Below are 21,274 nucleotides of genomic sequence, written 5' to 3'. Positions count from 1 at the left end.
ATCATCAGGCACTCATCGTCGGAGGCGACATGACGGCACCCCTTCTTGATCGGCTTAAAGGCTACCGGGTTCGCGAGCAGGCCCCCATACCGCCGGTGGCGGGCAAGCTCACCCGGGTGGTGGGGTTGACCCTGGAAGCCATTGGCTGCCGCGCCGCCATCGGCTCCCTGTGCCGCATCGATACCCAGGATGGGGCCCTGGAGGCCGAGGTGGTGGGGTTTGCCGGGGATCGCCTGTTCTTGATGCCGAGCGAGCAGCTCAAGGGGGTTATTCCCGGCGCCCGGGTGGTGCCCGTCACCGAAGATCACGGCATTCCGGTGGGCATGAGTCTGCTTGGCCGGGTCATCGATGGCATCGGCCAGCCCCTGGACGGGCTCGGCCCCATCCTCTCGTCCCAGACGGTGCAGTTCGCCCAGCACCGCATCAATCCCCTGGCCCGTCGCCCCATCCATCAACCCATGGACGTGGGGGTACGGGCCATCAATGCCGTGCTCACTGTGGGCCGGGGTCAGCGTATGGGGCTGTTCGCCGGATCCGGTGTCGGCAAATCCGTGCTGCTTGGCATGATGACCCGGGGCTCGGTGGCGGATGTTGTCGTGGTGGGCCTCATCGGCGAGCGGGGCCGGGAGGTGAAGGAGTTCATCGAGGAGATCCTCGGCGCCGAGGGGCGCGAGCGCGCCGTGGTGGTGGCCGCCCCTGCCGATGCCTCGCCGCTGATGCGCCTCAAGGGGTGCGAGACGGCGCTCGCCATCGCCGAGTATTTCCGCGAGCAGGGGCTCAACGTGCTGCTGCTGATGGACTCCCTCACCCGCTACGCCCAGGCACAGCGGGAAATTGCACTGGCGGTGGGGGAGCCGCCGGCCACCAAGGGCTATCCCCCCTCGGTGTTTGCCAAATTGCCGGCGCTGGTGGAGCGGGCCGGCAACGGCAGCGACGGCCAGGGCTCCATCACCGCCTTCTTCACCGTGCTGACGGAGGGGGACGATCTGCAGGATCCCATCGCCGACGCGGCCCGGGCCATCCTCGATGGCCACATCGTGCTGGCGCGGGAGCTGGCGGATGCGGGCCACTATCCGGCCATCGACATCGAAAAATCCATCAGCCGGGTCATGCCCATGGTGACCTCACCGGAGCACATGGAGCTGGCGCGCACCTTCAAGCAGTTCTACTCCCTCTACCAGCAGAACCGGGACCTCATCACCATCGGCGCCTACAGCCAGGGCTCGGATCCGCGCATCGACCGGGCCATCATCCAGAAACCCTATCTGGATCAGTTCTTGCAGCAGAAAATGCGCGAGGTCATTCACTACGATGAAGGCCTGCAATCCCTGCAACTGGTGGCCATGCCCCTGATGCGTTGACCGGTGGAGAGCCCTTATGAGTAAAGGATTGACGTTGCTGGCGAGTCGGCTGGAGGAGGCCGAACAGCAGGCCGCCATGGCGCTGGCCAAGGCCCAGCAGGATCTCAAGCTGTTCATGGATCAGCAAAACGCCCTCAACCAGTACCGCCAGATCTACCACCAGCAGTGGACGGAGCGCGGTCTGCAGGGGATCAGCCCCCAGCAGAACAGCCAGTATCACGCCTTCATCAACAAGCTCGAAAACGCGGCGACCCAGCAGTACCAAGGGGTGTTGCAAGTGCGCGAGGCGCTGGCCGAGTGCCGCACCCAGTGGCTCGAAGCCCAGCAGCGGCGCAAGGCGGTCGAGCTGCTGCTGGAGAAGAAGGCGGACAAGGTGCGCCAGAAGGCCCAGCGCCAGGAGCAGAAGATGCTGGATGACTACGCCATCCTGCGTCGTTATCACCAATCTGGCCTGTAATTTGCTTTCTTCCGGTCATGCGAGGCCGATGGGCCAAGCCATGACCGCATGTGCGGCCGTCACCGAATCGTCGTCAGGGATCCCAGCATGATACAGACCCCCTTGATTAGCACTCTCCCCCAGGCGCCTTCTGCCGATGGCAGCGCCACCCTGCTGGCTTCCACCGTCGGGGGCGAAGGGGGCGTGCAGCCGTCAGGCGAGGGCAAGGCCGCCTTCTCGCAAGCCATGGCCATGGCCCAGCTGATGGGCAAGGCGCCAGTCAGCCAGGGAAATCCAGCGCTCCAGGGGCCCGCCGAGGGCGCCCGGGAGGGGCTTGCCCCGGCTGCCAAATCTTTGGCGTCTGACGAGCCCGCCACCGAGTCCGCGTCTTCCTCGAAGGGGGCGGACGACGAGGGGGAGCTGCCTCCCGACGACTTCCTGCAACAGTTGCAAGCCTCCCTGCGCCAGGATGTCAGCCTGATGGTGCCCCCGACATCGCCCGCCCTGGCCGGTGAGGCAGCGGCGCCTGTGGACGGCAACCCCTTGCCGCCTGGCGCCGCTGCGCCTGGGATGGCAGAGGGGGTCGGAATGGCAGAGGACGTGGGGTTGGCAGAGGGCGTGGAGGGGGCAGAGGGGAGCGCCTTCCTGCCGCAGATGGCGCCAGAGCGTCAGCATGAAGGGAACAAAACGAAAGCCAACCCCGGTGCGGCCCAAGGCGCCAGCGCCGTGCCGAGCGGTCAGGGGGCTCTGCCGCTGGGGGCGGAAGAGCCCCCCTTGGCCGATGACACCGCCGTGGCAGACCAGGGCGGGGCGACCCGCCAGCCCATGGCAGGCAAGGGAGCGGAGCCGGATGCCAAGGGGGTCGAGCCCCCTCTCTCGGGTCAGGCGCGTGTTGCCCTGCTCGCCAAAGTAGTGGCAGGAGAAAATGCCCAGGCTCCCACTGTCACCCGGGCTGACTCATCGCAAGAGGCACGGGTGACCGATCCCCTGGCGTCGGCCGGACGGGGGGCAACCGCTTCCCGTGCCGCCAGCGCCTATGGCGATGGCGTGATCCGGACGGTGGCGCAGGGGCCGGCCCCTGCGGCCACACCGGAGTCCGCCCCGCCCGCGACGGCAGCAGGGGCAGAGAAGGACGCCCCTGTCGCCGGTGAGGCCAGACAGGCCGAGGCCGCGAGCGGGCAGGGAGCCCGTGCAGGGGCCGAGCCTGTAGCGAATGCAGGGAGCAGCCAGCCCGTGACGACGGAGGACCCGGCCCCAGTCCAGGCGGCGCCGCAGATCCTGGCCCGTCACGAATCCCAGGGGGCACAGGCCCCCCTGACGGCCCTCTCGGCGGGCCTGGACCAGATGGAGAGCGCCCCCGTGGTGGCCGCCGGCGCGGCCGTGTCGGTTAAGCCCGCGGTGGACAAGTCCCGGCTCGATGAGCTGGGCAAACAGTCGGGGATGGAGGTCAAGGGCAGTGAACCCGCCGAGGGGAGCCAGCCTTTGCATCAGGCCCAGAGCCAGGTCGGCGAGAACCGACCGCTGGCCGAGGCGACCGTCAGACGGGAGCCCCAGAGTCTGCCCCACCTCAAGCTGGCGACCCCTGAGGCCCCCGAGCAGCTGCACCACAAGGTGAACCTGATGCTGGCGGACAAGCTCCAACAGGCGGAGATCCAGCTAGACCCCCTGGGGCTTGGCAAGATGAAGATCCAAATCCAGATGGATGCCTCCAGCCAGGCCAGCGTGCACTTCGTGGTGCAGCATGGCCAGACCCGTGAGATGCTGGAGCAAGCCATGCCGCGCCTGCGCGACATGCTGGCAGGGCAGGGGATCCAGCTCGGCCAGACCGTGGTGCAACAACAGGCGCAGCAGCAAGCCTTCCAGCAGCAGGGGCAGTCATCCTCCCAGGGCCAGTCCGGTTTCGGTGACCAGGGGCGACAGGGGGGTAATGGTGGCGGCAGCGATGGCAGAGAGGCCGAGGGGAGCGCTCGCAACCTCACGCTGCTGGTGGAATCGGCAAACGATGCCGGAATCGATTTCTATGCTTGATGCATTCTTAAGTAAGTTTATGATACCGAACAAGTTTGAGACTAGGGTGGACAAGGGATGGCAGACGATAACGAACTGACGCTGAAGGATCCGGCGGCAGGAAAGAAAAAGAAGCTGATCATGATAGTCGCCCTGGCCGTCGTGCTCCTTGGCGGGGGGGGCGCCGGCGCCTGGTTCATGCTCGCCGGTGGGGATGAGCCCGCGGCCGAAAAGAGCGAGGCCAAGCCGGAGGCGAACACGCCCCAGCCCTCGCTCTATGTGGGCATGCCCCGTCCCTTCGTGTTCAACGTGGCGGGAGGCCAGCGGGATCGGCTGGTGCAGATCAAGATCCAGCTGATGGTGCGCGGCACCGCCGACGAAACCCTGGCCAAACAGAACATTCCCCTGATCGAAGGCACCTTGCTGCGGGTCTTCAGCTCGGCGACCGCTGAACAGCTGATGACCTTCGAGGGCAAGGAGAAGCTGCGTCAGGATTCGCTGGAAGAGTGCCGCCGGGTGCTGAACGACCTGGTCTCTTCTCCCGTAATCGAACAAGTGCTGTTTACCGGCTTTGTCATGCAATGAAAGGTGAAGCGTGAGCGATCTGTTAAGTCAGGACGAGATTGATGCCCTGCTGCATGGCGTCGACGATGTCGAGGAGGAGGAGCTGGGATCAGCCGGGGATCCCGGTATCGCCCAGTTCGACTTCTCCTCCCAGGACCGCATCGTCCGCGGCCGCATGCCGACCCTGGAGCTGGTGAACGAACGGTTTGCCCGCCACATGCGCATCAGCCTGTTCAACATGATGCGGCGCACCGCCGAGGTCTCCATCAACGGCGTGCAGATGCTCAAGTTCGGCGAATATGTCCACACCCTGTTCGTGCCCACCAGTCTGAACATGGTGCGTTTCCGCCCCCTCAAGGGGACGGCGCTCATCACCATGGAGGCGCGGCTCGTCTTCATCCTGGTGGAGAACTTCTTTGGCGGTGATGGCCGCTACCACGCCAAGATCGAGGGGCGGGAATTCACCCCCACCGAGCGGCGCATCATCCAGATGCTGCTCAAGCTGGTGTTCGAGGACTACAAGGATGCCTGGGCGCCGGTGATGGACGTGGGCTTTGAATACCTCGACTCCGAAGTGAACCCGGCCATGGCGAACATCGTCAGCCCCACCGAGGTGATCGTGGTGAGCTCCTTCCACATCGAGCTGGACGGCGGTGGCGGCGACTTCCACGTGGCCATGCCCTACTCCATGCTGGAACCCATCCGCGAACTGCTGGATGCGGGGGTGCAGAGCGACAAGGGGGATACCGACGTGCGCTGGAGCAAGGCCCTGCGCGACGAGATCATGGACGTCAAGGTGGAGCTCAAGGCCAAGCTGCTGGAGACAGAGCTCTCCTTGCGTGAGCTGATGGAGCTCAGACCCGGGGACATCATCCCGGTGGAGATGCCGGAGAACCTGCTGGTGTTCGTGGAGGACTTGCCCACCTTCCACGCCAAGATGGGGCGCACCAAGGAGAACGTGGCGCTCAAGATCACCGACAAAATCAAGCGCCCTGACGGGGTCAAGACAGAGATGCATCTGGTGACCCGCGGGGGCGTGCGCATTGATGGCGAAGCCGAGCTGGAAGAGCTCGAGCGAAGCATCTCTGACAAACACCCTGATTGATCCTCCCCCAGGGGAGGTGTTGCAACACTGAGGAATTGAAGATGAGCGGAACCGATGACGAGCAGGATTTGATGGCTGACGCCTGGGCGGCCGCACTGGAGGAGCAGGTCACGGCCGAAGCCAAGCCTGCCCCCCTGGAGGAGTTGAAGGACGAAGCCCCCATCAGCGCCGAAGAGCGGCGCAAGCTGGACACCATTCTGGACATCCCGGTGACCATCGCCATGGAAGTGGGCCGCAGCCAGATCAGCATTCGCAACCTGCTGCAACTGAACCAGGGCTCGGTGGTGGAGCTGGATCGGGTGGCGGGTGAACCCCTGGACGTGCTGGTCAACGGCACCCTGATCGCCCACGGCGAGGTGGTGGTGGTGAACGACAAGTTCGGTATCCGCCTCACCGACGTCATCAGCCAGATTGAAAGGATCAAGAAGCTCAAATGATCCGTGTGCTCCCGTTGTGGCTGTTTTCCCTGCCTGCCCTGGCCAACCCGGGGGTAGGGGCGAATCCCCCCAGCCTCACCTCCTGGCTGCTCTCCAGCCTGATGGTGATCGGCCTCATTCTGGTGCTCGGCTTCCTGCTCAAGAAGAGCAAGCTTTCCCAGGTGATGGGAGGGGGCCAGATGAAGGTCATCGCCACCCTGCCCCTTGGCTACAAGGAGAAGCTGATGGTGGTCAAGGTGGGCGGCCAGCAGCTGCTGGTCGGGGTGACGCCGCAGCAGGTCAACTTCCTCTATCGCCTGGAGGAGCCGCTGGACGAGAGCCAGCCCCAGGCGTTCTCCGAGCAACTGGGCAAACTGATGGGCAAGCATGAAAAACGTTAACTGGACCCGGTGGCTGGCACTGCTCTCCCTGGTGCTCTCGCCCCTGGCGATGGCCCAGGACGGCATGTCGGCACTCACCGTCAAGACCATGGCGGATGGCAGTCAGGAGTACAGCCTGACCCTGCAGGTGCTGGCGCTGATGACCGCGCTCTCCTTCCTGCCGGCCATGGTGATCATGATGACCTCCTTCACCCGGATCATCGTGGTGCTCGGCATCCTGCGCCAGGCCATCGGTCTGCAGCAGAGCCCCTCCAACCAGGTGCTGATCGGCATCGCCCTCTTCATGTCGTTTTTCATCATGTCGCCAGTGCTGGATCGCATCAACAACGAGGCGTTGCAGCCCTATCTGGCCGAGACCATCGGGGCCAAGGAGGCCCTGGAGAAGGCGGAGCTGCCCATTCACCAGTTCATGCTGGCCCAGACCCGGGTCAAGGATCTCAATACTTTCATGGAGATAGCGAACGTGCAGGTGGCCGAGCCTGCGGACGTGCCGCTACGGGTGCTGATCCCGGCCTTTGTCACCAGCGAGCTCAAGACCGCCTTCCAGATAGGCTTCATGCTGTTTCTGCCCTTCCTGGTCATCGATCTGGTGGTCGCCAGTATTTTGATGGCCATGGGGATGATGATGCTCTCCCCCATGCTGGTCTCCCTGCCGTTCAAGCTGATGCTGTTCGTCATGGTGGATGGCTGGAACCTCATTCTGGGTTCCCTGGCCACCAGCTTCGGGCTGGGCTCGGGTGGTTAGGGGAGGGCAGACCCTCCCCCTGGCTCTCCCCTTCACTCGGGGAGGAAGCGAAGAGGCCTCTCTTTCTTTCGAAGGAGGAGGCCAGGAGGATGCGGCCCTGGGCAAACCCATCACAAGGAGCGAGCAATGAGTCCTGAAACCTTCGTCGACGTCTTTCGTGAGGCGCTTTGGCTGGTGACCATCATGGTGTGCGCCGTGATCCTGCCGAGCCTGATGGTGGGGTTGGTGGTCGCCATCTTCCAGGCCGCTACCTCCATCAACGAACAGACCTTGAGCTTCCTGCCCCGTCTGGTGGTCACCCTTCTGGCCCTGGGAGCGGGTGCTCACTGGGGATTGCAGAGTCTGATGGACTTCTTCCAGCTGATGGTGAGCCAGATCCCCGAGGTGGTGGGCTGATGCCAGCCAAGGGCCACCCTTTCGCTCTGGCCGAGGCAGAACGGGGCCTGCGTCCTCCCGTTGGCTTGCCCCTGCCGGGAGTGCCGCTGTCATGACCTACACCACTGCGCTTATCATGGAGTGGCTCTCCTCCATCCTCTGGCCCCTGGCCCGGGTGAGCAGTCTCCTGATGGTGATGGCGGTCTTCGGCAGCCGGCTCGCCCCCGCCCATATCCGTATCGGCCTGGCGCTGGCGATCACCCTCATCATCGCCCCCCTGCTGCCCCCGATGCCGAAGATCGAGCTCTTCTCTCTCGGCAGCTTCCTGGTGCTGGGGCAGCAACTGCTCATCGGCATCGCGCTCGGCCTCATGACCCAGTTCCTGCTGGAGACCTTCGTGATGGCGGGTCAGGTCATCGCCATGCAGACCAGCCTGGGCTTTGCCACCCTGGTGGATCCCATGAACGGCCAGTCGGCTCCCGTGGTGGGCCAGTTCTATCTGATGCTGGCGACCCTGGTGTTTCTCGCGGTGGACGGCCACCTGCTGATGCTGCGCATGGTGGTGCTGAGTTTCGAAACCCTGCCGGTATCTGACAGCGGGCTCACCCTGCCTGCCATCCGCAGCCTGGTGAGCTTTCTCGGGGTCATGTATCAGGCTTCTCTGGTGATGGCGCTTTCGGCCATCATCGCCCTGCTGCTGATCAACTTCGCGTTCGGGGTGATGACCCGTGCGGCCCCCCAGCTCAACATCTTCAGCATCGGCTTTGCGGTCAGCATGATGTCGGGCCTGTTCATCCTCTGGCTCACCATAGGTGGCTTCATGGGGCACTTCGACGCGCTCTGGGAGCGGGTGCAGGAGACCAGCTGCGAGCTCATCAACGTCCAGTGCTTCGGGGGCCAGCATGACTGAGGCCCTCCCGGTTGCGGCCCTTTTGCCGCCACTCTGGCGGGCCGCCAGTCGGCTGATGCCGGTAGGAGGCCAGCATGGCTGATACCGATCAGGAACGCACAGAACAACCCACGGGCAAACGACTGCAACAAGCCCGGGAAAAAGGGCAGATTGCACGTTCCAAGGAGCTGGGTACCGCCAGCGTCCTGCTGGCGACCGTGTTCGGCCTCCTGATGATCAAGGAGAGTCTGGCAGGGGCCATGATCAAGGTGCTCACCATGGGCTTTACCCTGGACCGGGACCAGGCGTTCGACCCCAATGCCATGGGAGCCATGGTGCCCGCCCTGCTGGGGGAGCTGATCCAGCCTCTGGGGCTGCTGTTCATGCTGGTGATCATCGCCGCCTTCGTCGGCAACACCCTGCTCGGCGGGATGAACTTCTCCTCCGAAGCCATGCTGCCCAAGTGGAGCAAGCTGAGCCCCCTGAGCGGCATCAAAAGGATGTTCGGGGTGCAATCCCTGGTGGAACTTGTCAAATCCATCGCGAAAGTGGTGTTTATCAGTCTGTTCGCCTGGTGGATGCTGTCGAGCCAGTTCAACCATCTGCTGAATCTCTCTCTTGAGGGCTTTCCCGGCGGCATCGTCGATGCCCTGGACCTGCTGCTCTGGATGCTGATCATCCTCTGCTGCGCCCTGATCCCCATTGTCGCCATCGATGTGCCGTTCCAGAGCTGGAACCACAATCGCCAGCTCAAGATGACCAAGCAGGAGATCAAGGACGAGTTCAAGGACAGCGAAGGCAAGCCCGAGGTCAAGGGGCGGATACGCCAGTTGCAGATGCAGATGGCCATGCGCCGCATGATGGGGGATGTCCCCAAGGCCGATGTGATCATCACCAACCCGACCCACTACTCGGTGGCGCTCAAATACGATGCGGGCAAGCCGGGGGCGGCGCCCAAGGTACTGGCCAAGGGGGTCGACGAGGTGGCGATGAAGATCCGGGAGATCGGGCGCGAATACGACATCCCCGTCATGTCCTCCCCGCCGCTCACCCGGGCTCTTTACCACGCCACCGAGATTGGCCAGGAGATCCCGGAGGGGCTCTTCGCCGCCGTCGCCCAGGTCCTGGCCTATGTCTATCAGCTCAAGAAGTTTCGCCGTGGCCGCGGCCGGCGCCCGACCCCCATCGCCAAGGATCTGCCCATTCCACCCGAGTTTCGCAAATAACGCAGTGGAGGCAGCCTGATCCCGGGTGCTCTCCCTTGCGCCCCCGCGTTTCGCAAATAAAGCGGTGGGATGGCCCCACCATCCGATCTCTCCCCTGTGTCGCAAACAAGGCCGCAATCTCCCTGTCGAGGCGCGGCGCCTCGCCCCATGGCCTGGGCTGGCCTTTGGCCGGCTTGGTGAAGGCAGCTTCCCCCTGTCACCATTCCCCGTGACGCCAACGACGGACTTCTGACAGCGTTAAAATAAAAACCAAATAGATCAATGCATTGAATCCTTGGCTTGATATTTGCTTTAATCCGTCATTGGCAGTTTATCATTGAGAAGCACGATGGGATTCAAAGCGGGACTGGGCCGTTTCAAAGAGTACAAGTGGCTGCTCAGCAGAGGGGTAGGGACGCCGCTGCTGGTATTGGCCTCTCTGGGGATGGTGGTACTCCCCATTCCGCCCCTGATGCTGGATATCCTCTTCTCCTTCAACATCGCCCTCTCCATCGTGGTGCTGCTGGTGGCGGTCTATACCCGCCGCCCCCTGGAATTTGCCGCCTTCCCCACCGTCTTGCTGATCGCCACCCTGCTGCGGCTCGCCCTCAACGTCGCCTCCACCCGGGTGGTGTTGCTGGAAGGCCACAACGGCACCGCGGCGGCAGGCCATGTGATCGAGGCGTTCGGCAACGTGGTGATCGGCGGCAACTATGCCGTGGGCATCATCGTCTTCATGATCCTGGTGATCATCAACTTCGTGGTGGTCACCAAGGGGGCGGGCCGGATCTCCGAGGTGAGCGCCCGCTTCACCCTTGACGCCATGCCCGGCAAGCAGATGGCCATCGATGCGGACCTGAACGCCGGTCTCATCAACCAGGAAGAGGCCAAGAAGCGCCGTCAGGACGTGACTCAGGAAGCGGACTTCTACGGCTCCATGGACGGTGCCTCCAAATTCGTGAAGGGGGATGCCATCGCCGGCATCATGATCCTCTTCATCAACATCATCGGCGGCTTCATCATCGGCATGATGCAGCACCAGCTCACCTTCGGCGAAGCGGCCCAGGTCTATACCCTGCTCGCCATCGGTGACGGTCTGGTCGCCCAGATCCCCTCGCTCCTGCTCTCCATTGCCGCGGCCATCATCGTCACCCGTCAGAATACCGACCAGGACATGGGGACAGCGGTACTCGGCCAACTGTTCGAAAATCCCAAGGCGCTGGTGATCTCCGCCGGCATCCTGCTGATGATGGGCAGCGTACCCGGCATGCCGCACTTGGCTTTCCTGAGCCTGGGGGCGGTGGCGGCGGCGGGCGCCTGGTGGCTGCTGCGCCGCGAGAAGCAGAACAAGGCGAAGGCGGCGAGCGGCGAACTCATGCCGGCCCAGGGGGATGCCCCGGTGGAGCAGAAGGATCTCAGCTGGGACGACGTCATGCCGGTGGACATCATCGGCCTGGAGGTGGGTTATCAGCTGATACCTCTGGTGGACAAGAATCAGGGGGGCGAGCTGCTGAACCGGATCAAGGGGGTGCGCAAGAAGCTCTCCCAGGAGCTGGGCTTTCTGGTGCCTGCCGTCCACATTCGCGACAACCTGGATCTTGCCCCCAACCAGTACCGCATCACCCTGATGGGGGTGAGCACGGGGGAAGCCACCGTCTATCACGACAAGGAGATGGCCATCAACCCGGGGCAGGTGTTCGGCCAGATCCACGGTATCGCCACCCAGGACCCGGCGTTCGGGCTGGAGGCGGTCTGGGTCGCCAAGGAGCAGGTCTCCCAGGCCCAGACCCTTGGCTACACCGTGGTCGATGCGGCCACCGTGGTGGCTACCCACCTGAGCCAGATCCTCTCCAACCATGCGGCGCTGCTGCTGGGTCATGACGAGGTGCAACAACTGCTCGACATGATAGGGAAGCATCAGAGCAAGCTGGTGGAAGGACTGGTTCCCGAGGTGATCAGCATGGGCAACCTGGTGAAGGTATTGCAGAATTTGCTCAATGAAGGCGTGCCAATTCGCGATATGCGCACTATCCTGCAGACCCTCGTGGAATATGCGCCCCGCAGCCCGGACCCGGAAGTGCTGACCGCAGCCTGCCGGATCGCCCTGCGCAGATTGATTGTGCAGGAGATTGCCGGCCCCGAACCCGAGCTGCCGGTGATCACCTTGTCACCAGAACTGGAACGTATATTGCATCAATCCCTGCAAGCAGGTGGGGGAGATGGCGCCGGTATCGAACCGGGACTGGCGGAGCGGATGCAACGCTCCCTGGTGGAAGCCACTCAACGACAAGAACTGGAAGGCCAGCCGGCCGTGCTTCTGACATCGGGGATATTGCGCAATACCCTGGCGAAATTTGTCAAGAATGCCATTCCTGGATTACGCGTGCTGTCCTATCAGGAAGTGCCTGACGACAAGCAGATCCGCATCGTCAGTGCGGTGGGACAGGGCTAGTTAGCGGAGATGACGGGTGAAGATTAAGCGGTTTTTTGCCAAAGACATGCGCACGGCGCTGGCCGAGGTCAAGGAGACTCTCGGACCCGATGCCGTCATCATGTCCAACAAAAAGGTCACCGGTGGGGTGGAGATAGTCGCGGCCGTCGATTATCAATCCCAGGTACCGGGGCCCAAAGACGCGCCGGTTCGCCGTCAGTTGAATGAAGAGAGCGTCAATATCTCGTCTGCGGGCAAACAGATGACGAGGTCGGCGCCACCCAAGGAACAGAACGAATACTACGCCGATACCCTGGCGGCCCTGCTGGCACGCCAGCAGAAGCTCAATCCGGCCAACCCGGCGGGTGGCAATGGCGCCCCGGGATCATGGTCTGGCAACGGAGGTAACGGTCAGCCAGCCTCGGCCTCCTGGCCCGCCAATGGCGCTGCCGGCACCCAGTCCGCCGGACTGGCGGGCGCGGCCAGTGCTCCCAGAACCCTGGCCGAACAGGGCCAGTGGGGCGCCGCTCCCGAGCCCGCCAAGCCCAAGGCCCGTCCTGCGGCCGCCCCGCGCCAGGCCCAGTCCGCCCAGCGGGATCAGGAGATGGAGGGGATGCGCAAGGAGATGGCCAGCATCCGCAAGCTGCTGGAGCACCAGATCTCCGGCCTGATGTGGCAGGAGGTGGAGCGCCGCGAACCCATGCGCGCCCTGCTCATCAAGGAACTCAAGAAGATGGGGTTCGACGATGCCTTCGCCGATCAGCTGGCGGGCCTCATCCCCGAAGACATGCCGATCCATCAGGCCATGGCCCAGCTGGCCGAGGTGCTGGCGGCCCAGCTCAAGATCAGCGAGGACGAGATCCTGCGCCAGGGGGGGGCGGTGGCCTTGCTCGGACCGACCGGGGTGGGCAAGACTACCACCATCGCCAAGCTGGCGGCCCGCTTTGCCATGAAGTATGGCGCCGAGCAGGTGGCGCTCATTACCACGGACAACTACCGGATCGGGGCCCACGAACAGCTACAGACCTATGGTCGCATCATGGGTTGCCCGGTGCGTCAGGTGCGGGACGCCGAAGAGCTGGCCAGTGCCCTCTATCAGTTCCGCCATCGCCGGCTGGTGCTCATCGACACCGCCGGGGTGGGTCAGCGGGATATCCGCCTGACCGAACAGCTCGACACCCTGGTGAAGAATGCCAAGGTGCGCATCCGCAGTTATCTGGTCATGTCGGCCACCTCCCAGCGACGGGTGATGCAGGAGGCGGTGGATCACTTCCGGCGCATTCCGCTCTCTGGCTGCATTCTGACCAAGCTCGACGAGAGCCTGAATCTGGGTGAAGTGATCAACGTGTGCATTCAAAACGCCCTGCCCATCAGTTACATCACCGACGGGCAACGGGTGCCGGAAGATATTCAAGTTGCCAACGCGGCGCTGCTGGTCGGTGCCGCCATGGGGTCGCTGGAACGGGAAGCAGAAGATCCCTATTTCTGGGGATCGGGTTTTGGCGAATCCGAAGATTCGGAGTTTTATGAGTAACATGTATATGGATCAGGCGAGTGGTCTGCGCAAAATGCGTCAAAACAATCGAGTGAAAGTGATCGCCGTGTCCGGAGGCAAGGGGGGCGTCGGCAAGACCAACGTGACCCTGAACGTGGCGGGAGCCATGGCCGCCCAGGGCAAGCGGGTGTTGGTGCTGGACGCCGACCTTGGTCTGGCCAACGTCGACGTCATGCTGGGGCTGAGGGTGCATCGCAACCTCTCCCATGTGCTGGCCGGGGAGTGCACCATAGACGACATCATCGTCGAGGGGCCCTACGGCATGATGATAGTGCCGGCCACCTCGGGCACTCAGTCCATGGTCGAGCTCTCCCCGGTACAACATGCCGAGCTCATCCGCGCCTTCAGCGAGATGAAGACCCAGGTGGACGTGTTGCTGGTGGACACGGCGGCGGGGATTTCCGACATGGTGCTGAGTTTCACCCGTGCCGCCCAGGACATCATGGTGGTGGTGTGCGATGAACCTACCTCCATCACGGATGCCTACGCGCTCATCAAGATCCTCTCCAAGGATCACGGTGTGTTCCGCTTCAAGGTGGTGGCCAACATGGTCCGCTCCCTGCGCGAGGGACAGGAGCTGTTCGCCAAGCTGACCCGGGTCACCGACCGCTTCCTGGATACCTCCCTGGAGCTGGTGGCCTGCGTGCCTTACGACACCAACCTGCGGGCCGCGGTGCGCAAGCAGAAACTGATAGTTGAGGCGTTTCCAAAATCCCCTGCCGCCCTGGCATTTCGTGCCCTGGCGAACAAGGCGGCGAGCTGGCCCATCCCGAATCAGCCGGGGGGCCACCTCGAATTTTTCCTGGAAAACTTGTTGCAAAAGCCGGTCATAACACAGGAAGACTCCCGTGAATAAAGCCCAAGCATACTTGCGTCATCAGGATTCCTACGTGCTGGTCGAGCGACACGCTCCGCTGGTCAAGCGGATTGCCCAGCATTTATTGGCTCGCCTGCCAAGCAGTGTCTTGCTGGATGACCTGATCCAGGCAGGTATGATTGGGCTGCTCGAAGCTTCCCGCAACTTTGACGGCAGCAAGGGCGCCAGCTTTGAAACCTATGCCGGCATCCGCATCCGTGGTGCCATGCTCGACGAGATCCGCCGCGGAGACTGGGTGCCCCGCTCGGTGCACCGCAACAGCCGTGCCATCGCAGAAGCGATCGAGAACGTGGAGCAGGCCCATGGCCGGGATGCCAGAGACACCGAGGTGGCCGCCAATATGGGGGTGTCCCTCGGGGAGTACCATGCCATGCTGCAGGATGTTTCCTGCGGCAAGATCATCGGCATCGAGGATCTGGGTGTCAGCGAAGATGTCATCGGTCATCCCGATGACGGCAACGGTCAGGGAGGATTCGACGATCTGGCGGCCGAGCGCTTCCAGGGGGCCCTGGCCGAGCACATCGCCCGCCTGCCGGAGCGGGAGGCGCTGGTGCTGTCCCTTTATTACGATGAAGAGCTGAATCTGCGCGAGATCGGTGAAGTATTGAGTGTGAGTGAATCTCGGGTGAGCCAGATTCATAGTCAGGCCATGCACAGGCTGCGCGCCCGTTTGCGAGATTGGAATTTATAAGTGGTTGTACTGGCTACACTGGAGCACAACTCTAAGGCATAATCCGCACCATAAAACCTGCGATCTGCATCATGTAAGTGAGCCGTCTTGGCGGCTATTTAGGAGGAACTTTGGACAAGAACATGAAAATCCTCATCGTCGATGACTTTTCAACGATGCGCCGGATTATCAAGAACTTGCTGCGTGACCTGGGATACAACAATACCCATGAAGCAGACGATGGCAACACGGCGTTGCCGATGCTGAAAAATGGCGACTTCCAGTTCGTGGTCACCGACTGGAACATGCCCGGCATGCAGGGCATCGACCTGCTCAAGGCGATTCGCCTCGACGACAAGCTCAAGCACCTGCCGGTTCTGATGGTGACTGCCGAAGCCAAACGCGAGCAGATCATCGAAGCCGCCCAGGCCGGGGTCAATGGCTATATCGTCAAGCCGTTCACCGCTGCCACCCTCAAAGAGAAGCTCGACAAAATCTTTGAACGTATCGGCTAAGGAGCGGCAGGGATGAAGGCCAAAACGAGTGCCATGATCTCGCTTGACCAGGCAAGGATGCTGGTTGCCCACCTGGAGCGGGAAGAGTTTGAACAGGCCGATACCATCCTCGCCGATGTGTGCGCCCCCAACGCGGCGGCCCTGTTTGACAAGGTGGGGCAGCTGACCCGCCAATTGCACAATTCATTGCAGGATTTTCGCCTGGATCCCAGGATCCCCGACCTGGCCACCCATGAGATCCCGGATGCCCGGGAGCGTCTGAGCTATGTCATCGACATGACGGACAAGGCGGCCAATCGCACCATGGATGCGGTCGAGGCCAGTCTGCCCATCGCCGATCGACTCAACGACAACATTCAGCTGGTCATGCCCAACTGGAATGCCCTGATGAGCCGGGATCTCGAGCTGGGTCAATTCAAGGCGCTGTGCCATCAACTGAATGATTTTATTAAGGCTTCTGAGACGGATGCCGATAAGTTACGACAACTGCTGACGGAAATTCTGATGGCTCAGGATTTCCAGGACCTGACCGGTCAGATGATCCGCAAGGTGATCAAACTGGTGCAGGAAGTTGAAACGAAGTTGATAGAGATGCTGACCATGTTCGGTGAGGGCGTTAGCGACAATTCGGCACGTAGCCTGCCAGTGAGCGGCATCGAGGCGGAAGGCCCCATCATGAACCCGCAGACCCGCTCAGATGTGGTCAATGGTCAAGATGATGTGGACGATCTGCTGTCTAGCCTGGGATTCTAATGGAGTGACGCATGGCCTTCGAAGTTGATGAAGACATACTGCAAGACTTTTTGGTCGAAGCATCAGAAATATTGGAACAGTTGTCTGAACAACTGGTCGACTTGGAAAAGCGGCCCGATGACAAGAACCTGTTGAACGCCATCTTCCGCGGCTTCCACACCGTCAAGGGGGGAGCGGGCTTCCTCTCCCTCACCGAACTGGTGGATGTCTGTCACGGTGCCGAGAACCTGTTCGACATGCTGCGCAACGGCAAGCGGACCCTCAGTGCCGAGCTGATGGATGTCATCTTGCAGGCGCTGGATGCCATCAACGTCATGTTTGCCCAGGTCCAGAACCGCGAAGAGATAAGCCCCGCTTCTCCCGATCTGCTGCACGATCTGCACGAGCTGTGCAAGCCGGAAGGGCAGGAGCAGCTGCGTACCGCCAGCGTGGCGGCCCAGCCAGCACCCGAGCCTGAGCCCGAACCCGCACCAGAACCCGAGGTCATCGCCGAGGTGGCGCCTGTCGCCGTCAATGGCGGTGGCTCCATCGACGAGATCTCCGCCGACGAATTTGAACGCCTGCTCGATGAGCTGCACGGTGTCGGCAAAGCGCCGACGGTCTCTGCCGCCCCCGTGCTGAGCGGTTCAGGTGACATCACAGACGACGAATTCGAAGCCCTGCTCGACCAGCTCCATGGTCAGGGCCAGCACGGTGGTGCCCCCGATCTGGCCCCCCTGCAGTCGGTCCAGAAAGAGGTGGACGAGCTCATCGACGACGATGAGTTCGAGCGCCTGCTGGATGAACTGCACGGCCGTGGCCAGGCGCCGCAGCACAGTCTGGCGTCTGCTCCAGCGCCCGCTCCCGAACCCAAGGCCCCGGCACCCGCTGCCCCCGCAGCCCCGGTGACGCCGCCCAAGGCGCCGGTGGCCGCCAAACCCGCGCCGGCAGAGCCCCCAGCGCCAGCCAAGGCCGCCCCTGCCAAGCAGGCCGCTCCCGCCGAGAGCAGCGCGGTACAGAGCGATACCACGGTGCGGGTGGATACCAAGACCCTGGACGTCATCATGAACATGGTGGGCGAACTGGTGCTGGTGAGAAACCGCCTGGTGAGCCTCGGCATCGCCAGCAATGACGAAGAGATGTCCAAGGCTGTCGCGAACCTCGACGTCGTGACCGCCGATCTGCAGGGCGCGGTCATGAAGACCCGCATGCAGCCTATCAAGAAAGTATTCGGCCGCTTCCCGCGCGTGGTGCGCGATCTGGCTCGTACCCTCAAGAAGGAGATCGAGCTGGTGATGGTGGGTGAGGACACGGATCTGGACAAGAACCTGGTGGAGGCCCTGGCCGACCCCCTGGTTCACCTGGTGCGCAACTCTTGCGACCATGGCGTCGAGATGCCGGACGTGCGCGAGAAGGCGGGCAAGCCCCGTCAGGGCACCATCACCCTGAGCGCCTCCCAGCAAGGGGACCACATTCTGCTCTGCATCGAGGATGACGGCGCAGGGATGGACCCGGAGAAGCTCAAGTCCATCGCCATCAGCCGTGGCGTGCTCGATGCTGACAGCGCGGCGCGCATGAGCGACAACGATGCTTACAACCTGATCTTCGCCCCCGGCTTCTCCACCAAGTCGGAGATCTCCGACATCTCCGGCCGTGGAGTGGGCATGGACGTGGTGAAGACCAGCATCGTCAGCCTCAATGGCTCGGTGCACATCGATTCCACCTGGGGCAAGGGCACCCGTCTCGAGATCAAGGTTCCCCTGACCCTGGCCATTCTGCCGACCCTGATGGTGGAGGTGGGTCAACAGACCTTCGCCCTGCCCCTCGGTTGCGTGAATGAGATTTTCCACCTGGATCTGAAAAAGGCCAACGTGGTGGATGGCCAGCTCACCATCATCGTCCGTGACAAGGCGATTCCGCTGTTCTACCTGCACAAGTGGCTGGTACGCGGTGCCGGCAAGACGGCCCGCCAGGACCAGGGCCACGTGGTCATCGTCCAGATCGGCACCCAGCAGGTTGGCTTCGTGGTAGACAACCTCATCGGTCAGGAAGAGGTGGTGATAAAGCCCCTGGACAACCTGCTGCAAGGTACCCCCGGCATGGCCGGCGCTACCATTACCAGCGACGGCGGCATCGCCCTCATTCTGGATGTACCCAGCCTGCTCAAGGCCTATGCCCGTCGCCACTGAGCGCCAGGCTCAAGGAGTTAAAAGAATAACAATGGCAGTCAAGGTATTAGTGGTCGACGATTCGAGTTTCTTCCGCCGCCGGGTCAGCGAAATCATCAATCAGGATCCCCTGATGACGGTGATCGACACGGCCCAGAACGGGCGGGAGGCGGTAGACAAGGCGCAGCAGTTGCGGCCCGACGTCATTACCATGGACATTGAAATGCCGGTGCTCGACGGCATCAGCGCTGTGCGCGAGATCATGGCCAAGTGTCCGACCCCCATCCTGATGTTCTCCTCCCTGACCCACGAGGGAGCCAAGGCAACCCTGGATGCGCTGGATGCGGGCGCCCTCGATTTTCTGCCCAAGAAGTTTGAAGACATCGCCCGGGACAAGGACGAAGCCGTCAACCTGCTGCAGCAGCGGGTCAAGGAGATCGCTCGCAAACGCTTCCTGATGGCGACCCGGCCCCGTGCCCCCGAGCCTGCCGTACGGTCCGCCGTCACGGGGGCCCTGAATCGTCCCTTGGCCGAACGCCAGCCCGAGCCTGCGCGAGCAGCGGCGGCTCCCGCCGCGTTCAAGCGCAGTGGCAAGAGTTACCAGCTGGTTGCCATCGGTACCTCCACCGGCGGGCCTGTGGCACTGCAGAACGTGCTGACCAAGCTGCCGGGGGATTTCCCTCATCCCATTCTGCTGATCCAGCACATGCCGGCCACCTTCACCGCTGCCTTTGCCGCCCGCCTCAACGGGCTGTGCCAGATAGGGGTCAAGGAGGCGCAGGATGGCGACGTGCTCAAGCCGGGTCAGGCCTATCTTGCCCCCGGTGGCAAGCAGATGCTGCTGGAAGGGCGCGGGCCCGGTGCCCGTCTTCGCATCATCGATGGCAATGACAAGGTCAACTACAAACCCTGTGTGGACATCACCTTCGCCTCCGCCGCCAAGACCTATGGCGACAAGGTGCTGGCCATCGTCCTGACCGGCATGGGCGCGGATGGCCGCGACGGTGCCCGTCTGCTCAAGGAGCAGGGGGCGACCATCTGGGCGCAGGATGAAGCCTCCTGTGTGGTCTATGGCATGCCCCAGGCCGTTGCCAAGGCGGGCATAGCAAGCGAATCCCTGCCGCTGGATCGGGTGGCCCAGCGCATTCTGGTCGAGTTGGGCCGCTGACCATGGGCATGCTCGGCCTGGTGCTGGCGCTGGGGGCCGTCGCCATCGCCCAGTGGTGGCATGGCGGGAGCCTGCTGACCCTGCTGGATGGCCCGGCCTTTGTCATCGTCGTCGGGGGAACCTGGGGGGCGGTGATCTTGCAGACTCCCCGCAGGTACCTGCTCAGTGCCCTGAGGCAGGCTACCTGGATGCTGTTTCCGCCGCAGCTGGATCTTGCGGAGCAGGCCGAGCGCCTGAAGGCGTGGGCTCAGTTCGCCCGCCAGCAAGGCTTGCTGGCGCTGGAAAACCAGGCCGAGGCCGAGCCCGATCCCTTCACCCGCCAGGGGCTTTCCATGATTGTGGATGGCGTCTCCATCGAGGATATTCGCAGCCTGTTGGAGGCGGATATCGACATCGAGCAGGAGCGCAACGAGCACTCGGCCAGGGTGTTCGAGTCCATGGGGGGGTACAGCCCCACCATCGGCATCATCGGGGCCGTGATTGGCCTCATCCAGGCCATGTTTCATCTGGAGGAGCCAGGCACCCTGGGGGCGGGCATTGCCGTGGCCTTCGTCGCCACCATCTACGGGGTGGGCTTTGCCAACTTGCTCTATCTTCCAATTGCGAATCGGTTGCGCGCCTTCCACTACCATTACGGCCTCTATCAGGAGATGACCCTGGAGGGGCTTCTGGCCATCGCCCACGGGGAGAACGGCCCGCAGGTTGAAAGGCGGTTACGGGCTTATCTGAAAGGGGAGTAGCCATGCGCAAGCGCTATCGTTTGCACCTGCAAGGGCGAGAGCATCTCGATCGCTGGCTGGTCTCCTATGCCGATTACATGACGCTCATCTTCGCCCTTTTCGTGGTGCTCTACTCCGTTGCCATCGTCAACAAGGAGGAGTACCGCGCCGTCATCGAGGGCATGACTCAGGCCTTCAACCAGGCGCCGCGCAGCGATGGTCTGCTGGAAGGGCGGGGCAATTCCTTGTTGGACAACCCGGTCTCGGCCGCCCCCAGCCTGCTGGAGAGCCAGGCCTCTGCGTCCCCCTCGCGGGCACCCATCACGGGCACGCCCGTCTCGCAAGATGGCACGGCTCTTGCGCAGATCGACATGCAGATCCAGGAGTCCATGGGCGCCCTGGTCGATGCAGGGGTGGTGAAGCTTGCGCAGGATGACAACTGGCTGACGGTGGAGCTGAGTTCAGGTCTCCTGTTCAACAGTGGCAGCGCTTTTCTGGGGAGCAATGCCGCACCCGTGCTCGATACGCTTTCAGGTATTCTCAAACCGGTCGATAACTATGTCAGGGTGCGGGGCTACACGGATAACCAACCGATAAACAACGAAATTTTCCGCTCCAACTGGACATTGTCAGCGGCCCGTGCCGAGGCAGTGCTCAATGCCCTGGTGGGCAAGGGGGTGGCTCCCGGTCGGCTCGCCTACGAGGCGTACGGAGAGTTTTCCCCCTTCGTCGACAATGGCACCGAGCAGGGACGATTACAGAATCGCAAGGTGGTGGTCGCCATATCCAGGTTCGCCTGGGTGCCGCCAGCCCCCGTCAAACCGCTGACGGTGGCACCGGTGCAGGACGCACCGCAGAGTGTCGACAGTGAAAAGATCAGGGTGATCGCGCTGCCCGGTGGGGGCATACGCATAACAACAAGGCAGGATTGATAC

General features: G+C 62.8%; 21 protein-coding genes. All 21 read left to right on the top strand.

Annotated features, from left to right (window positions below):
- Window positions 1-29 precede the first annotated feature (29 nt).
- The 21 genes from fliI to PG883_RS04400 all read left to right on the top strand — a co-directional run bounded on the left by fliI (window position 30) and on the right by PG883_RS04400 (window position 21,271).
- Window positions 30-1,361, top strand: coding sequence for a flagellar protein export ATPase FliI (fliI, locus tag PG883_RS04500; RefSeq protein ID WP_029314163.1), 1,332 nt, complete (start codon window positions 30-32; stop codon window positions 1,359-1,361).
- A 16-nt stretch (window positions 1,362-1,377) separates the two neighbouring features.
- Window positions 1,378-1,818: a flagellar export protein FliJ gene (gene fliJ, locus PG883_RS04495; RefSeq protein WP_039039911.1), complete on the top strand. Its 441-nt coding sequence runs from the start codon at window positions 1,378-1,380 to the stop codon at window positions 1,816-1,818.
- Between the two features lie 87 nt (window positions 1,819-1,905).
- Window positions 1,906-3,825: a flagellar hook-length control protein FliK gene (locus PG883_RS04490; protein ID WP_270806986.1), complete on the top strand. Its 1,920-nt coding sequence runs from the start codon at window positions 1,906-1,908 to the stop codon at window positions 3,823-3,825.
- A gap of 57 nt (window positions 3,826-3,882) precedes the next feature.
- Window positions 3,883-4,389 (top strand): flagellar basal body-associated protein FliL, encoded by a 507-nt coding sequence (fliL, locus tag PG883_RS04485; protein WP_010673922.1) that lies wholly within the window; start codon window positions 3,883-3,885, stop codon window positions 4,387-4,389.
- Window positions 4,390-4,399: 10 nt separating this feature from the next.
- Window positions 4,400-5,473: a flagellar motor switch protein FliM gene (fliM, locus tag PG883_RS04480; RefSeq protein ID WP_041212627.1), complete on the top strand. Its 1,074-nt coding sequence runs from the start codon at window positions 4,400-4,402 to the stop codon at window positions 5,471-5,473.
- 41 nt (window positions 5,474-5,514) lie between these two features.
- Window positions 5,515-5,910, top strand: a complete 396-nt coding sequence (fliN, locus tag PG883_RS04475; protein ID WP_010673924.1) for a flagellar motor switch protein FliN — start codon at window positions 5,515-5,517, stop codon at window positions 5,908-5,910.
- Window positions 5,907-6,290, top strand: a complete 384-nt coding sequence (gene fliO, locus PG883_RS04470) for a flagellar biosynthetic protein FliO (RefSeq protein ID WP_010673925.1) — start codon at window positions 5,907-5,909, stop codon at window positions 6,288-6,290. Before fliN ends, fliO begins: the two co-directional genes overlap by 4 nt.
- Window positions 6,277-7,035 (top strand): flagellar type III secretion system pore protein FliP, encoded by a 759-nt coding sequence (gene fliP / locus PG883_RS04465; RefSeq protein ID WP_010673926.1) that lies wholly within the window; start codon window positions 6,277-6,279, stop codon window positions 7,033-7,035. The genes fliO and fliP overlap by 14 nt, the downstream gene beginning before the upstream one ends.
- A gap of 126 nt (window positions 7,036-7,161) precedes the next feature.
- Window positions 7,162-7,431, top strand: a complete 270-nt coding sequence (gene fliQ / locus PG883_RS04460) for a flagellar biosynthesis protein FliQ (RefSeq protein ID WP_010673927.1) — start codon at window positions 7,162-7,164, stop codon at window positions 7,429-7,431.
- Between the two features lie 91 nt (window positions 7,432-7,522).
- The gene (fliR, locus tag PG883_RS04455; protein ID WP_010673928.1) at window positions 7,523-8,320 is read left to right on the top strand and encodes a flagellar biosynthetic protein FliR; all 798 of its coding nucleotides are present in this window, start codon (window positions 7,523-7,525) and stop codon (window positions 8,318-8,320) included.
- A gap of 74 nt (window positions 8,321-8,394) precedes the next feature.
- Entirely contained in the window at window positions 8,395-9,525 is a 1,131-nt protein-coding gene (gene flhB / locus PG883_RS04450; protein ID WP_041212629.1) for a flagellar biosynthesis protein FlhB, read from the top strand.
- 328 nt (window positions 9,526-9,853) lie between these two features.
- A complete protein-coding gene (gene flhA / locus PG883_RS04445) occupies window positions 9,854-11,956 on the top strand; it encodes a flagellar biosynthesis protein FlhA (RefSeq protein WP_200164652.1) in 2,103 nt (700 codons plus the stop codon).
- A gap of 16 nt (window positions 11,957-11,972) precedes the next feature.
- The gene (gene flhF / locus PG883_RS04440) at window positions 11,973-13,469 is read left to right on the top strand and encodes a flagellar biosynthesis protein FlhF (RefSeq protein WP_270806985.1); all 1,497 of its coding nucleotides are present in this window, start codon (window positions 11,973-11,975) and stop codon (window positions 13,467-13,469) included.
- Between the two features lies 1 nt (window position 13,470).
- Window positions 13,471-14,346, top strand: coding sequence for a MinD/ParA family protein (locus PG883_RS04435; protein WP_041212631.1), 876 nt, complete (start codon window positions 13,471-13,473; stop codon window positions 14,344-14,346).
- Window positions 14,339-15,058 (top strand): RNA polymerase sigma factor FliA, encoded by a 720-nt coding sequence (locus tag PG883_RS04430; protein WP_041212632.1) that lies wholly within the window; start codon window positions 14,339-14,341, stop codon window positions 15,056-15,058. Before PG883_RS04435 ends, PG883_RS04430 begins: the two co-directional genes overlap by 8 nt.
- A gap of 122 nt (window positions 15,059-15,180) precedes the next feature.
- On the top strand, window positions 15,181-15,552 hold the full coding sequence (gene cheY / locus PG883_RS04425) for a chemotaxis response regulator CheY (protein WP_425278782.1): 372 nt from the start codon (window positions 15,181-15,183) through the stop codon (window positions 15,550-15,552).
- Between the two features lie 12 nt (window positions 15,553-15,564).
- Window positions 15,565-16,305, top strand: coding sequence for a protein phosphatase CheZ (locus PG883_RS04420; RefSeq protein ID WP_041212633.1), 741 nt, complete (start codon window positions 15,565-15,567; stop codon window positions 16,303-16,305).
- 11 nt (window positions 16,306-16,316) lie between these two features.
- Window positions 16,317-18,473 (top strand): chemotaxis protein CheA, encoded by a 2,157-nt coding sequence (locus PG883_RS04415; RefSeq protein ID WP_045525211.1) that lies wholly within the window; start codon window positions 16,317-16,319, stop codon window positions 18,471-18,473.
- Between the two features lie 31 nt (window positions 18,474-18,504).
- Complete coding sequence (locus tag PG883_RS04410) at window positions 18,505-19,620, top strand: protein-glutamate methylesterase/protein-glutamine glutaminase (protein WP_202015493.1); 1,116 nt, start codon at window positions 18,505-18,507, stop codon at window positions 19,618-19,620.
- A gap of 2 nt (window positions 19,621-19,622) precedes the next feature.
- On the top strand, window positions 19,623-20,360 hold the full coding sequence (locus tag PG883_RS04405; RefSeq protein ID WP_042016381.1) for a flagellar motor protein: 738 nt from the start codon (window positions 19,623-19,625) through the stop codon (window positions 20,358-20,360).
- A 2-nt stretch (window positions 20,361-20,362) separates the two neighbouring features.
- On the top strand, window positions 20,363-21,271 hold the full coding sequence (locus tag PG883_RS04400; protein ID WP_043154490.1) for an OmpA family protein: 909 nt from the start codon (window positions 20,363-20,365) through the stop codon (window positions 21,269-21,271).
- The last annotated feature ends 3 nt before the right edge of the window (window positions 21,272-21,274 follow it).

It is taken from the genome of Aeromonas sp. QDB25, assembly GCF_027707725.1.
GTDB classification, from domain to species: domain Bacteria; phylum Pseudomonadota; class Gammaproteobacteria; order Enterobacterales; family Aeromonadaceae; genus Aeromonas; species Aeromonas caviae.
The sequence above is the reverse complement of the archived record's forward strand: the minus strand, read 5'-3'. Positions and strand labels throughout refer to the sequence as shown.